This is a genomic window from Chryseobacterium sp. KBW03 (assembly GCF_003852415.1).
GTDB classification, from domain to species: domain Bacteria; phylum Bacteroidota; class Bacteroidia; order Flavobacteriales; family Weeksellaceae; genus Chryseobacterium; species Chryseobacterium viscerum.
Genome location: NZ_QAJO01000002.1, coordinates 23,150 through 36,400, shown reverse-complemented (window position 1 = coordinate 36,400; position 13,251 = coordinate 23,150). Strand labels below are relative to the sequence as shown.

At 36.5% G+C, this 13,251-nt stretch carries 14 protein-coding genes; 9 read left to right on the top strand and 5 right to left on the bottom strand.

The genetic code is table 11. From position 1 onward, the window contains the following. Window positions 1–483: 483 nt before the first annotated feature. The 6 genes from DBR39_RS02125 (at window position 484) to DBR39_RS02100 (ending at window position 5,891) form a co-directional block, all read left to right on the top strand. A complete protein-coding gene (locus DBR39_RS02125) occupies window positions 484–1,302 on the top strand; it encodes an RIP homotypic interaction motif-containing protein (RefSeq protein WP_124530651.1) in 819 nt (272 codons plus the stop codon). Window positions 1,303–1,417: 115 nt separating this feature from the next. Then, window positions 1,418–1,816 (top strand): hypothetical protein, encoded by a 399-nt coding sequence (locus tag DBR39_RS02120; protein ID WP_124530650.1) that lies wholly within the window; start codon window positions 1,418–1,420, stop codon window positions 1,814–1,816. Between the two features lie 7 nt (window positions 1,817–1,823). After that, a complete protein-coding gene (locus DBR39_RS02115) occupies window positions 1,824–2,558 on the top strand; it encodes a curli production assembly/transport protein CsgE (protein WP_228447745.1) in 735 nt (244 codons plus the stop codon). Window positions 2,559–2,569: 11 nt separating this feature from the next. Beyond that, window positions 2,570–2,980, top strand: coding sequence for a curli production assembly/transport component CsgF (locus DBR39_RS02110; RefSeq protein WP_124530649.1), 411 nt, complete (start codon window positions 2,570–2,572; stop codon window positions 2,978–2,980). 23 nt (window positions 2,981–3,003) lie between these two features. Beyond that, window positions 3,004–4,368: a CsgG/HfaB family protein gene (locus DBR39_RS02105; protein WP_124530648.1), complete on the top strand. Its 1,365-nt coding sequence runs from the start codon at window positions 3,004–3,006 to the stop codon at window positions 4,366–4,368. 11 nt (window positions 4,369–4,379) lie between these two features. Beyond that, a complete protein-coding gene (locus tag DBR39_RS02100; RefSeq protein ID WP_124530647.1) occupies window positions 4,380–5,891 on the top strand; it encodes a carboxypeptidase-like regulatory domain-containing protein in 1,512 nt (503 codons plus the stop codon). Between the two features lie 352 nt (window positions 5,892–6,243). Here DBR39_RS02100 and DBR39_RS02095 read toward each other — a convergent pair whose 3' ends face one another. The 5 genes from DBR39_RS02095 to DBR39_RS02075 form a co-directional block, all read right to left on the bottom strand. Continuing rightward, on the bottom strand, window positions 6,244–6,894 hold the full coding sequence (locus DBR39_RS02095) for a response regulator transcription factor (RefSeq protein WP_228447744.1): 651 nt from the start codon (window positions 6,892–6,894) through the stop codon (window positions 6,244–6,246). 213 nt (window positions 6,895–7,107) lie between these two features. Beyond that, window positions 7,108–7,578, bottom strand: coding sequence for an OsmC family protein (locus DBR39_RS02090; protein WP_124530646.1), 471 nt, complete (start codon window positions 7,576–7,578; stop codon window positions 7,108–7,110). Window positions 7,579–7,808: 230 nt separating this feature from the next. Continuing rightward, window positions 7,809–9,368 carry a ribonuclease E/G gene (locus tag DBR39_RS02085; RefSeq protein WP_109738679.1) on the bottom strand — a complete coding sequence of 520 codons (1,560 nt, stop codon included), beginning with the start codon at window positions 9,366–9,368 and terminating at the stop codon, window positions 7,809–7,811. A 371-nt stretch (window positions 9,369–9,739) separates the two neighbouring features. Beyond that, window positions 9,740–10,030, bottom strand: a complete 291-nt coding sequence (locus DBR39_RS02080; RefSeq protein WP_002984212.1) for an HU family DNA-binding protein — start codon at window positions 10,028–10,030, stop codon at window positions 9,740–9,742. Between the two features lie 319 nt (window positions 10,031–10,349). After that, window positions 10,350–11,021 carry a response regulator transcription factor gene (locus tag DBR39_RS02075; RefSeq protein WP_103231492.1) on the bottom strand — a complete coding sequence of 224 codons (672 nt, stop codon included), beginning with the start codon at window positions 11,019–11,021 and terminating at the stop codon, window positions 10,350–10,352. Window positions 11,022–11,200: 179 nt separating this feature from the next. Between DBR39_RS02075 and tssO the strand changes: the two genes are divergently transcribed. From tssO to DBR39_RS02060, 3 genes are read left to right on the top strand one after another with little or no spacing between them, the layout of a single operon-like run. Further along, window positions 11,201–11,737, top strand: a complete 537-nt coding sequence (gene tssO / locus DBR39_RS02070) for a type VI secretion system TssO (protein ID WP_124530645.1) — start codon at window positions 11,201–11,203, stop codon at window positions 11,735–11,737. 11 nt (window positions 11,738–11,748) lie between these two features. Continuing rightward, complete coding sequence (locus DBR39_RS02065) at window positions 11,749–12,273, top strand: type VI secretion system transmembrane protein TssO (protein WP_103231494.1); 525 nt, start codon at window positions 11,749–11,751, stop codon at window positions 12,271–12,273. A 48-nt stretch (window positions 12,274–12,321) separates the two neighbouring features. Continuing rightward, window positions 12,322–13,233 (top strand): PKD domain-containing protein, encoded by a 912-nt coding sequence (locus DBR39_RS02060; RefSeq protein ID WP_124530644.1) that lies wholly within the window; start codon window positions 12,322–12,324, stop codon window positions 13,231–13,233. The last annotated feature ends 18 nt before the right edge of the window (window positions 13,234–13,251 follow it).

Here is a 13,251-nt window from a genome sequence, read left to right as displayed (position 1 = left end):
GGCCTTAACATTAATTAACCTATGCAAATATTAGCGTGAAAAGATGTTTTGTGATCGATTTTGTTCCACAAATGGATGATGAGCAGCTAGCAAAGAATAAAGAACGTTACATCTTAAACTTTAAACCTTAATTTTTAATAGCAATAGTCAATTTTATTTTGAAAGTGAATTTGAGGAGCTGATGACTGTAAAGTGTTTAAAACCCTTAACTGTGATGTTTCAAGGCTGATGGGAAATTGGGGATAATGAGTGAGAATAATGGTCAACGCAACCTCAATATTCACCATGAACTGACTTACTTTTAGCACTGAAAATGGGGATCGTGTTTTCCCCTCACTGAAAACAATGATTTCCTTACAACGGCAATTGGTGACCCTTGCACCCGTAAACAGTGACTTTTGAAATTTACACTTTGATGGTGGTTTTTCACTTTGATGGAGAAGCTACCTTTGCCTTACTATTAACCAATTAATTTTTACTAAGATGAAAAATTTACTTACAGGTGTACTTACACTATTCGCCATGAGTTTCGGGTTTGCTCAATTTAATATTGATGTGACTACCCAAACAGGAAACTTAAATGTTGCTACTGTAGACCAGACTGGTCTTTTAAACATCAATTCTTTAACACAAACAGGGAATCGTAATACTGCAGACATTGATCAGGTTGGAATTTTGAATGTCAACACTGCGCAAAGTATCGGAAACAGAAACTCTATAGATGTGGATCAGGTAGGTGTCGGAAACACAAATGATGTGAGCCAGATGGGAAACAGAAACTCTGCTTCAACTTGGCAGCTTGGAATACTTAATTCTACAGAGCAAACTCAGATCGGAAGAAGAAATGATGCTTCTTCAGTACAGATCGGATTGGGTAACTCTGTCGTTCAATATCAGGACGGAAGAAGAAATGACGCTTCAGCTATTCAGCTAGGTAGTGGTAATGATGCATATCAAATTCAGTTGGGAAGAAGAAATGACGCTAGCGGAGTTCAGGTAGGAGCCAATAACGTTCTCGTTCAGTATCAGGATGGTAATGATAACAGTGCTACTCACGCACAAGTAGGTAATGGAAATATTGCTGCTTCAGTTCAGGTAGGAGATGATAATACCTCTGTGGGAATACAAGCCGGTAATGCCAACCAACTTTATCAGTTCCAGATAGGAGATTCTAACACAGCTATTGACCTTCAAATGGGTAACGGTAACTTTACCTGGGTAACTCAAAGTGGTGATTCTCACATCCATGTAGGAACTCAGATGGGTAATGGAAACTCAATGATTGTGAATCAGTCCAATTAAGCCCTATAACACATACTGTAAATCTTAGAAATTGTAAGGGAGAAACTACAGGGTTTCTCCTTTTTTACCTTCACTTTTCTCCGGTTTGCATGCATGTATAATACAAAAATAGGCCATGTCTACTTTAAAATGGAGTGCTATTACTCTTTTCGCGCTACTGCGATTGCAGGCACAGGAAATAGACTGGGATAAGGTCAACAGTAATACAATCTTAAATCTTATAGCCAGGCAGCAGATTGATCAGAGTTCTTACGGTTCCAATATCATTCAGATAGGAGATTATAACAATGCCGAGCTTTCTCTTAACGCCCATACAAATATTGTAGTAAAACAGCTGGGAGATTTCAATACCCTCTATTTTATCAACTCATTTACAGATAAAGAAACAAAAGCCGCCGTTACTGCACAAGGGAACAATAATATTATTGATGTTACAGGAAGCAACAGTATTTCGGATGGAATTCAGATCAATGTAAAGGGAGACAATAAAACAGTTTTCATGAGAAATTATTAAAACACGAATGATGAAAATTTTATATTCCCTAAGCCTGAGCACTTTTTTTACCTTCCTGTCTGTATGGGCTTATGGGCAGGAAGATAAAAAAGTAAATGCAAGGATAGAGAGCAGTCTCCTTGAAAATCAGATTATATTGAAAGCAGTTGTAATGAATAATACCGCCGTTTATAAGGAACTGAATTATCTATTGGTTTCTATTAAAAAAGGAAACGGAGGAAACCTTTCAAACAATCAGCAGAGTGGTAAATTTTCGGTTAATCCCAATGAAGTCAAAGTACTGTCAGAGATCAGCGTCAATCTTGAATCAAAAGATGCCTTGAAAGCTTTCCTTTATATCAGGGATGAAGAAACCCAGAAATTGGTAGCCAAAGACAGCCTGGAGCTTAACAGCGATCTTTTTAAAAAGAAAACAGCAAAGATAGAAGAAGACGCTGCCTATGAGCTGAGAGGACTTACCATTGATGAAACCAAAACAAAGGTTGGGAAAGACTTTTATGATCTGTTTTATATGCAGTATAGCCAGCTGCCGGATAAGAGCAGCAGTGCCGTTACCATTACAGAACTTCCCCTTCGTGGGACAAGCGGCCAGATCAATATTCAGATTGAGGATAAAATTATTTACAGTTTTATGACCAATCCTGCAGAAGATTATTTAAAAGAACAGCTGACCTACAGCTTAAAATATATCAAAGAATTTAACGCAAAGAAAAACCTTATTAAAAATGAATTCATTTACTAAAAATGTCCGCCATGAAAACCCTTATCATTATTTTGACCTTTATCGCGGGTATTTTCTACGGAAAATCTCAGCAGCTCGTCTATAAACCGGTAAATCCGGCTTTTGGAGGAGATACGTTTAATTATCAGTGGCTTTTAAGCTCTGCTAATGCACAAAATCAATTTGATGAAAAAAATGATTACAGCAACTTGCTGGATCGTGTAAACTCTCTTGACAGCTTTACCCAGAGTCTCAACAGACAAATTCTCAGTGAACTTTCAAGAAAACTGTTTGATGAACAGTTTGGTGACGGAAATATAAAGCCCGGAAATTATCTTTTTGGATCACTTTATTTGCAGATCACCAATACTAATCAGGGACTTTTAATCAATATTTTGGATACCAGCAATGGCGATCAGTCCGAGATCGTAATCCCAAAATAGGAAATAACTAAAAATAACTTACCATGACAACCTACACTTACACCAGAATCTTTTTCTGTAGTTTCCTGCTATGCATTCTGCAGGCTTGTAGTTCAATATTTGGTTTACCTTCGGATCCCGAAAAACCAACGATGGGAGAGGTCACATCTTCTACCGCAGAATTGAAAAACCTCCCGCTTCCCAAAGAGAAGATTGTAATAGGAGTCTACAAATTCCGAGACCAGACCGGCCAGTATAAGCCTTCCGAAAACGGAAACAACTGGAGTACGGCAGTTCCTCAGGGAACCACTACCATCCTCATCAAAGCATTAGAAGACAGCCATTGGTTTATCCCTATCGAAAGGGAAAATATTGCCAATCTTCTCAATGAAAGACAAATCATCCGCTCCACACGACAGGAGTATATAAAGGATGCAGACAAAAACAGCCAGTCACTTCCCCCTCTTTTGTACGCCGGAATTCTTCTTGAAGGCGGTGTCATTTCTTATGACAGCAATATTCTGACCGGAGGACTTGGAGCAAGATATTTCGGTATCGGAGCTTCCACACAGTACCGCCAGGACAGGATTACGATTTACCTTCGTGCTGTTTCTACGCTTAACGGAGAGATTCTTAAGACTGTTTATACCTCCAAAACAATACTTTCAACCAGCGTCAACGGAAGTTTTTTCAGATATATTGATACGGAAAGACTCCTGGAAGCTGAGGTAGGTCTCACCCAGAATGAGCCCGTTCAGCTAGCTGTAACCGAAGCTATTGAAAAAGCTGTGAAATCTCTTATTGTAGAAGGGATAAGAGATAAAATATGGGGAAAAGCTGTGGATGCTAATGGGCCATATCAGGCATTAATTAACGAATACAATAGTGAACAGGAACAAAATAACGGAAGAGCAGTCGGTGGCAGATTTCCAGATAATTACAGACAGAAATTTTCCGTATTTGCCAATGTTGAAGGTCAGAAAGTCCGAGACGATTATGTAGACCCTAAAATGAACGTTGGAGGCAAAGTAGGATTCAAATATTTCCTTACTCCTTACCTGAATGTAGAAGTGAACGGTAATTATTTTACGCTGGAAAATTCAAATATTGTGAAAAGAAACTATTACGGTCCTGAAGTGAACCTGGAATATCTGCTTTTCCCAAAATACAGATTTAGCCCATACATATACGGTGGGGCAGGAGCGATGTATTCAAAATATAAACCTCAATATAAAGCACAAGTCGGTGGCGGGCTGGAATATATGATCAGCCAGAATGTTTCACTGAGAGCTTCCGCTCAATATGACCTGGGCTTCAAAGACAATTGGGAAGGCCTTGTGAATGGAAAAAGAAAAGATCAGGCTTTACGCTTTGGTATAGGAATCAACTTTTACTTCGGAAACAAATAAAAACACGAATTATGAAAACTATAATTAAAATACTCAGCATATTCATCTTTGCTTTTTGTCTGTTTTCATGCAATGAAGACCTTGTAGAGCAGGCTCAAACAGGAATGTTAAAAGGAAAAGTCGTAAAAAGAGGCAGTAATGTGCCGATTCCTAATGTGAAAATTTTTACCAATCCTACGACACAGACGGTATTCAGTGGTACGGACGGTTCTTTTGAGATCGCTGCCATGCCCGTAGGTAATTACTCTGTGAAAGCAGAACTTTCAGGATACATTACCAGCTTCCAGTCTGTCAATATACAGAATCAAAATCAGGTGGTAACGGTAGTTTTTGAGATGGATGATGATACATCATTGAATTCTCCTCCCGCTACACCACAGTTGTTAAGTCCGATAGATAACGCAGTCAATCAACCTTTGAGCGTTGAATTAACCTGGAGCGCAACAGATCCCGATACAGCGGATGTCTTGAAATACAGTTTGACAATTAAAAATAATCTTGACACTAATGTGATTCAGGTTAATGATTTGAAAGCGAATCATTATACGCTTTCAAATCTGAAGTTTGGTGTAAGTTACTTCTGGCAGGTGTCTGTTTCGGACGGCATTCACCAGCCAGTTTTAAGCTCTATCAGTAAATTTACGACCAACACGGTTCCATCCAACCGGTATCATTATGCACAAAAACAGAATGGAAACTTCGTCATCATATCCAGCGACGATCAGGGAAATAACTTCCAGTTTACCAATTCTTCCTACAACAGCTGGCGGCCACGTAAAAACAATAATGCAGGTCTCATAGCATTTCTCCGTACAGAAGGCGGAAGCACTCATATTTATACTGCCAATCCGGATGGTTCTAATCCTTTTAAAGTAACAACGGTGCCTGTGGCAGGTTTTAATAACTATGAGATGGATTTTGCCTGGAGTACAAATGGTAAAGAGCTTATTTATTCAAACTTTAATAAGCTGTACAGGATCAATAAAGACGGAAGCGGCCTGAGCCTGGTCTATACCACTCCGGACGGAAGTCTGATCTCCGAATGTGACTGGAGCTATGACGGAAGTAAAATTGCTTTGAAAACCAATGATTACAACGGTTATAACACGAAAATTTATGTGATAGATACCACAGGAAATATCATTAAAACGGTATTGTCCGGCTCTGTAGGAGCGAGTGGTGGGCTGAATTTTTCTGTAGATGGACAGCTTCTTCTGTTTACCCGTGATGTTTCAGGGTATGTGGATGGAAGCGGAAACTACCGTCAGCTTGATTCACATATCTTCATTTATAATATGGTTAGCGATGTCGTAAGTGATATCTCTGCTGAAAGCGAAAAAGTGATGGGTACCAATGATCTTGATCCGAGATTCTCACCGAATAATGCACAGGTCATTTTTATGAATACTTCCAATGATAATATTTCCCAGAGAGATGTGATGGTAATCGACCTGACCAGTAGCTTGACAGATCTTACCCGTGCTTCACTTTTCAGCAATGGAGAAATGCCGGATTATGAGTAAGGTTTAATGTTTTTAAGTTTAATATTGTTTATCATTTTCATTGACATTTATATAGATGGGCTTTTCAAATAAAAGATGATTATTACTACTATAAAGTCCGGGTTTTAAGGTTTAAAGTTCCAGGATGTGAGCTTGAGATTAGAAATTTGAGTTGTTTGCAGATAAAACATCAAGGATAAAAGTAACACACACATTTTCATTCCTCAGTTTCTGATCTCTTTGCCTCACTTTCGGCCTTAAAAAAATAAAGTTTAATAATGAGCTGTCTGTCTGATTCATAAGACCGAATTCAGGCATAAAAAAATTCCAGACTGTAAAGTTTGGAATTTTTTGAGTTGTTCATGGGAGATTTTCAGTCAATAATATGGTTTTCAATAGCATATTTTACAATTCCGACTGAGTTTTTCGCATTGAGTTTCAAAAGAATTCTTTTTCGGTGTGTTTCTACCGTGTTGATACTGATAAAAAGTTTTTCAGATATATCTTTACTGCTGTTTCCGTCACATATCAGTTTAAGGATTTCCATTTCGCGGCGGGTAAGCGGTTCTTTGATGTGAGGATTGGGTTTTTCCTGTTCACTACTGATGAAATTGATCATTCTTTCCTTCGCATGGTCACAAATGTAGATCTCATTAAGAAGTAAAACATTAATGGATTTCAGAAACTCATCATATGTACAGTTTTTGTCGAGATAAGCCTTAATCCCTTTGTTGAAGAGTTTCCGGATATCGATCATATCATATGAGTTTCCAATGATAGTGATCTTAGTACTTTTATGTTCAGAGATAATACTTTCTACCAACTTGCAGATTTCCGTGAGCATTAGCATATTGGAGCTCATAACAAGCATTTCCGGAGGATCTTTTTTTAAGTTTTTGGAGAGGGTTTCTAAAGAATTACAAGTGTCAATTGTGCTGAAAATTTTGCTTTGTGTAAGCAGTCTTGATAATCCCTCAGTGTAAAGCATGGGTTCATCAAAAATGGTCAATCTTGGTTTCATCATGGTTTGTTTTGTTTATATAAAAATAGGAAAAAAACTTTACATTTTGAATAAAATTGATAAATATTTTCAATTTATTGTGTTTTTATTGATAGTAAAACGTTATTATTGTTGATTTTTCATTAAATAATTCTCTTTTTGTGGAGTTTTTTAGAGTTATTATTGTTAAAGTATACTATCCATCATTGTTTTTAGATATAATTTTTGATTATTAATTTATTTAACTAACATAATGGGGATATGCTTTACCGGAAAATTAACCGAATTGGCAATGAAACAATATTCGTTGGCTTTGTGATGAAGCTGCTCTGCCTTTTCTATCATTGATGCTTCCGCAACAGTTACTGCAGGATGTAAAGTTACTTCTGTAAAATGACCGCTTCCACTTGCTGTTTCCGTCATTATGCCTGTTGCTTCATCAGTATAGTAGGTTACAATAATACCGGCTTCAGAACAGAAGTGAAGATACCAAAGCATATGGCAGGCAGAAAGAGAAGACAGAAACAGATCTTCCGGATTATGTTTCGTTTTATCACCACGGAATGCAGGATCAGAAGAGCCGTCAATTACGGTTTTATTCTCTGTTGAAATTACGTGGCTTCTTTCGTAGTCTCTATAACCGCTTGTTCCGGTTCCTTTATTTCCTGTCCACTGAATGATCGTTTTGTAGTGATGTTCTCTGCTCATGATAAATAAAAAAGTATTTACTAAAATTAAGTAAATACTTTTGAAAAGAAATGAGTTTTACTTCTTAATCAGTTTTTTATGTACTAAAGTGCCATTTTCGAAAGCAGTATCAATGGTCCCGGTGGTCGTTAATTTTGATATAAAAATTACTGTGGGAGCTGTCTTGTTTTCTTTGTTATTGGCAAACATAATAAAAAAACCTCCGATTATTCGGAGGTTTGAATTTTGTCTTAATTAGAAAATTCTATCAATTCTTCTTTTTTGGAATTGTAGATCTTGTATTCTAAATATTTAAAAGAATCTCTTGGAACGATGGTTACCCATTTTTTGTATTTGATAAACCATTTCATTTGGATACTTTTGATGCCTTTTGTAAGGTAGGCTTCCACAAATGGGTGTACATGCAGGTAGACTTTTCCTTTTTCTTTCTGCAGAATGTTTCTTAAGGTTTCACCCATTCTTTCCACGATGACAATCGGAGCAACAATTTCTCCGTCTTTGTTCGGGTTTTCTTCTTTGGTTTCGATCTGTTTTTCCGGACGGTTTCTTTGTCTGGTGATCTGGATCAGACCAAATTTACTGGGAGGAAGTATTTTGTGGCGAGCTTTGTCGCGATTCATTTCCTCTTTTAAGTGCTCGTAGAGATCTCTTCGGTGATCAGAATTTGGCATATCTATAAAATCGATAACGATGATCCCTCCCATATCGCGGAGGCGAAGCTGTCGTGCGATCTCAGTAGCGGCCATTTTGTTCACTTTCAGTGCATGCTCTTTGTTGACAGCGGTTCCGGTGGTAATATTGTTCCCGGAGTTGACGTCAACGACGTGAAGTGCTTCTGTGTGTTCAATAACAAGATAAGCGCCTTTAGAACTTGGAATGTTAACGTGTTTTCCAAAGCTCTGTTTAAGCTGTTTTTCAACATTGTAATATTCCAGAAGAGGAATATGAGAATCATAAAACTGGACAATGTTTTTCTTCTCAGGGGCAATTACTTCTACGTAATTTGTCATTTCGCTTACCATCTGTTCATCGTCGCAGATGATACTCACGAAATCCTGATTAAAATTGTCTCTTAAAATAGCTGAAGCTTTGTCTTCTTCGCTTAAAACTTTAGACGGAACTTTATTTTTCTGGATGTTTTTAAAAGTGCTTTCCCATTTCTGAACCAGTTGATTCATGTCATTGTGAAGGTCGGCTACTTTTTTTCCTTCCGCTACAGTTCTGATAATAACGCCGAATCCCTCAGGTTTGATGCTGTCAATCAGGGTTCTCAGTCTTTCTTTTTCCTCAAAACTTCTGATCTTTTTGGATATAGAAACTTTATTGTCAAAAGGAATTAAAACCAGAAAACGTCCTGTCAGTGAAATCTGGGTAGAGATTCTAGGACCTTTTGTAGAAATTGGTTCTTTAGTAATTTGTAACAGGACCAGATCGTCCTTGGCAATTACTTTATCTATTGTTCCGTTTTTGTCTATTTCGGGTTGTATCTCGAAATTTTTTAAGCTCGAAGTGCTTTGTTTTTTAGAAATAGTATCTTTCAAAAACTTTCTGTATGTAAGATACTGAGGTCCCAAATCCTGATAATGCAGAAATGCATCTTTGTCATATCCTATATTGACGAATGCTGCATTCAGATTGGGCGCAAGTTTTTTTACTTTTCCTATAAACAGATCTCCAACTATAAAATCGCTTTTGTCTTCTTGCTCATGAAGTTCACATAGTCTTCCGTCTTCCAGCAGTGCAATCTTTGTAAGATCATCTTCATGCGAAACTATTAGTTCTTTCTTCATTTTTTAATAAGATAAAATTGTTAAGATTATAGGGATTGGATGTTTTTTGTCGATTAATTCATCTATTAAATATAAGGATTTTGAATGAAAACCATTATATGTTTATTAAAATAATATTTTAAACCCTCCATCATCCGAAGAATCTTATATAGTTGCAAACAAAAATATAGTCAGTGAACTTTTTTAAATTTAAATCCACCAACTATATTATTATATTGTAAATCTCGAAAAAAAGAGATTATTTTTTCTTATGTCTGTTTGCTCTTCTTCTTTTCTTTCTTTTGTGAGTCGCAACCTTGTGTCTTTTTCTTTTCTTTCCGCTTGGCATAATTTTAATTTTTTAGTAACTAGTTAATATTCAGTTAATGTTCTTATTTTACTGCAACTTTAGTTTTTACTTTCTCAACAAAAGATTTTGAAGGTTTGAAAGCAGGAATGTTATGAGCAGGAATCTCAATTGCAGTGTTCTTAGAAATATTTCTTCCTGTTTTAGCAGCTCTTGTTTTAATGATAAAAGATCCAAAACCTCTTAGATAAACGTTATCCCCATTATACATAGAAGTTCTGATCTCCTGCATAAAAGCTTCTACAACTTTCTGTGTTTCATTCTTTTCTGTTCCCAACTTATTTGAGATGGTGTTTACCAATTCTGCCTTTGTCATTTCCTTATTTTAATTTTAAATTTTAGGTGTGCAAATTTAGTTAAAAAAATTGAATACTAGCAAATTAGTGACAAAATATTTTTATTCAAATACTTGCGCTTTGAATGTATACACCATATTAATGCAGGGCTAAGTTAATTTAATAATAAAATAATATAGCGGTATAAAGGTACAGAATTTTGATGAATAAAATTTAATAAATGGCTTAATAATAGGTGTTGAGGGGATTTTTATCTTAAATGCAGCGTTTGAAAAAAAAAATAATCTGCCTTCACCCGATATCCGGAATTTAAAATTTTGAATCTGAAATCAGAATTTTTTATAAACTGGAATTGTAATATCCATTTTCCACGCAGAAACGGATAAGATGGAGCTTGGTTTTCAGTCCCAGCTTTTCTGTAAGCCGGTTGATATAGGTGTCAATAGTCCTGGTGCTCAGGTTAAGTTTTTCTGCTATTTCCTTATTACTGAATCCTTCATAGCAGAATCTCATCAGCTGTATTTCTGCCGGAGAAAGTTCTTCCTGTCCTTTTTTCTGCCTGTCCATATATTCCTGTACAGCAAGGGGTTGCTGCTCCCATTCTTTGGAATAGGCTTGGTAGTCAAAATCTTCAGAAGCAATGCCCCCTTTGATAATGTCCTTGATGATGGTGCTTTTTTTCTGACAGTAATAGATATTAGGAATCTTCGAAAGAATTTCGGCCATATCTTCCTGATAAGTACCGGAATAGGTGATAATAGGAGTTTCCGAATTATTTTTTCTGATGTATTTGATTGCTTCAATCCCGCTTAATACCGGCATAAAAAGTTCAATAATGAACACATCCTCCTGTCTTCTGTAGATTCTGTTGACCAGCTCATGTCCATTATTACAATCATTCAGAAGCATATAGAAAGGATTTTCCATCAGTGTTTTGATCATTATTTTTTTAAAATAAAAATCACTGTCAGCGATGGAAAAACGTACGGTATTAGATAATATTTTGCTCATTCTTAATATCGATTTGGCAAATGATATTTAAAATTTAGAGGTCTAATGTATGAAAAACTTATCAAAGAGGAAATTAATATTAAGTTAATCAGGGTTTTCACGAAACAGGCTTAGGGAAATTACGTATTGTGCATAAAATTTTTTTTTTATACTTTCACAGGCCAAACAAATCGCAAATTATGTCTTCTAACAGGGAAAAAAAATTAAACAAATCTGACGTCAGAATAGGCATTTGGAAGTTTATACTGTCTTTTGTCGCATTGTCGGTTGTAACTTTTGCTTGCTTATTTCTCTTTTTTAAGAGTTATGATATACAGCGGGAAGGGATCAGCCGGGAAGCCGAAGCGTATAAAGAACTGATGCTTCGAAGTGACGTACTGAGAGATCACATTGATGATATTTACGACAAAATGAACCAGCTTAGTATCAATAAGGTGGAGAATGATGTATTCCTAAGAACCAGTATTATGGATAATGTGAGGGATGCTAAAAATATTATGGGTAAAGACAGCGTACAAAGCTTTAAGCATTATGCTGTACTGATGAAGCAGATTGTACCGATGATGACTTTGAAAGCTAAGATCATTGAAGTGGAGTATCAGAAGAAAACCGTTTTAAGAGATCTCGATGAATGTATGGGTAAAATAAAAGTGACCAACAATGAGCTTAGAAAAGACCCTACGAGAAATTTCACCGGAAGTAAAAGAAGAAGATAAAAAGAAAAGATATGCAAGGACAAATCACACTATCTAAGAAAGAAAGGCATTATCAGTTTTTTTATTTAATACTGATGCTTGTGACTGCGATGTTATTTTTGGGAGTGATCTTTTTAAAAGGATTTGTATCTCCCTTCTCAGATGAAGATGTAAGAGGTATTCAGAACCTTGAGCAGAAAGCCGAATTTGAACAACACCAAAAAGTTGTTCTGCCAATCATGGACAGTACGTATACCATGATCACAAAACTGACCAATGATGGACCACAGCCTTTTGTGGAAAATAATATTCAATTAGGGGTAAACGACCTTAACAGCTATTTCAATGGTACCGACGTTGTTGATATCCGAAAAGATGCCTACCCTCAGATCGCCAAATTCTACAAAATGTATTTTGATGATAAAAAAGTCATTTCAACAACCTCGGAAGACATCAAAATTTTCCAGAAACAGGTAGATGAATGCAGAATTGGATTTAAAGATAAACAGAATAAGCTTTATCAGCGTGAGCAGGATCTGAAAGCAAGAATACAATAAGCAGTAAATACTAGGAACTACACATAAAACACATCACAATTATTAACTATGAATTATTTTCAAAAGAACAAGAAGAACATTATTATCGGTGTTATTGCAACTTTGCTCATCGCAGCATTGGTTGTTCTATGGCTGCAGAAAAAAGTAATCCATTCAGCCGATGATATTGTTGGAGTGGTTTATCCGTCTTCACTGGCGGTAGGAGACACCCTTTTATTCGAAGATAAAACCCAGTTTGCAAAAACCAAAAGATGGAATTTCGGAGATGGGACAACTTCAGATAAAAACAGTGGAATTCACTTCTATAATAAACCGGGGTATTATCAGGTGAGCTTGATCGTTGACAATAAGTATACGAAATCTTTCCCTGTAATGGTAGGCGCAAGAAGCGTTCCGAAGCCTAAAGATAGTGCAAAATCGACAACAACTATCGAAGCTGTCACTCAGGCTATGCAAAATGAGAACGTAACTTTTCGGGCCGTTTCTGATGCCAAGCAGTTTGCATGGAAATTCGGAGAATCGGGAAATACAGATGCCAAGGATAAATTTACGATCTATTCTTATAAAAAACCTGGAGATTATCTGGTAACCCTGTACACTGAAGAAACTCAGGAGCCTATCTATCACCGTATCAAAATTCTTCCGGCTTATGATGCTCTTGCAGAAGATGAAGTGTCTGTAGAAGACTCTTATGCAAAAGTAGATAATGATTTCAAGTATCACCTGCAGCAGATTGCCAATGGAAACAGCTTCAATATGCATTATAATTACCTTTTGAAAACTTACCTGTGTAACAATGAAAATACAGTAGTAAAGGTAAATGACAGTAAAGTGAATAACTTCTACATGTATTGTGCAGGTCTTCAGTTTGATAAAAACACGGTTATCCAGACGGTAAAAGTAAACCTGGATGATAAGCAGGAGTGTGTAACAAAAGTAGAAATCAACCAAAGCAAATAATATCGTCCGATATTACGG

Bases quoted from the DNA above. Each gene is read 5' to 3' on its own strand.
- tssO (WP_124530645.1), top strand. From the start codon at position 11,201: ATGTCTTCTAACAGGGAAAAAAAATTAAACAAATCTGACGTCAGAATA.
- DBR39_RS02120 (WP_124530650.1), top strand. From the start codon at position 1,418: ATGTCTACTTTAAAATGGAGTGCTATTACTCTTTTCGCGCTACTGCGA.
- DBR39_RS02060 (WP_124530644.1), top strand. From the start codon at position 12,322: ATGAATTATTTTCAAAAGAACAAGAAGAACATTATTATCGGTGTTATT.
- DBR39_RS02125 (WP_124530651.1), top strand. From the start codon at position 484: ATGAAAAATTTACTTACAGGTGTACTTACACTATTCGCCATGAGTTTC.
- DBR39_RS02075 (WP_103231492.1), bottom strand. From the start codon at position 11,021: ATGAGCAAAATATTATCTAATACCGTACGTTTTTCCATCGCTGACAGT.
- DBR39_RS02065 (WP_103231494.1), top strand. From the start codon at position 11,749: ATGCAAGGACAAATCACACTATCTAAGAAAGAAAGGCATTATCAGTTT.
- DBR39_RS02095 (WP_228447744.1), bottom strand. From the start codon at position 6,894: ATGATGAAACCAAGATTGACCATTTTTGATGAACCCATGCTTTACACT.
- DBR39_RS02105 (WP_124530648.1), top strand. From the start codon at position 3,004: ATGACAACCTACACTTACACCAGAATCTTTTTCTGTAGTTTCCTGCTA.
- DBR39_RS02090 (WP_124530646.1), bottom strand. From the start codon at position 7,578: ATGAGCAGAGAACATCACTACAAAACGATCATTCAGTGGACAGGAAAT.
- DBR39_RS02085 (WP_109738679.1), bottom strand. From the start codon at position 9,368: ATGAAGAAAGAACTAATAGTTTCGCATGAAGATGATCTTACAAAGATT.
- DBR39_RS02080 (WP_002984212.1), bottom strand. From the start codon at position 10,030: ATGACAAAGGCAGAATTGGTAAACACCATCTCAAATAAGTTGGGAACA.
- DBR39_RS02110 (WP_124530649.1), top strand. From the start codon at position 2,570: ATGAAAACCCTTATCATTATTTTGACCTTTATCGCGGGTATTTTCTAC.
- DBR39_RS02100 (WP_124530647.1), top strand. From the start codon at position 4,380: ATGAAAACTATAATTAAAATACTCAGCATATTCATCTTTGCTTTTTGT.
- DBR39_RS02115 (WP_228447745.1), top strand. From the start codon at position 1,824: ATGATGAAAATTTTATATTCCCTAAGCCTGAGCACTTTTTTTACCTTC.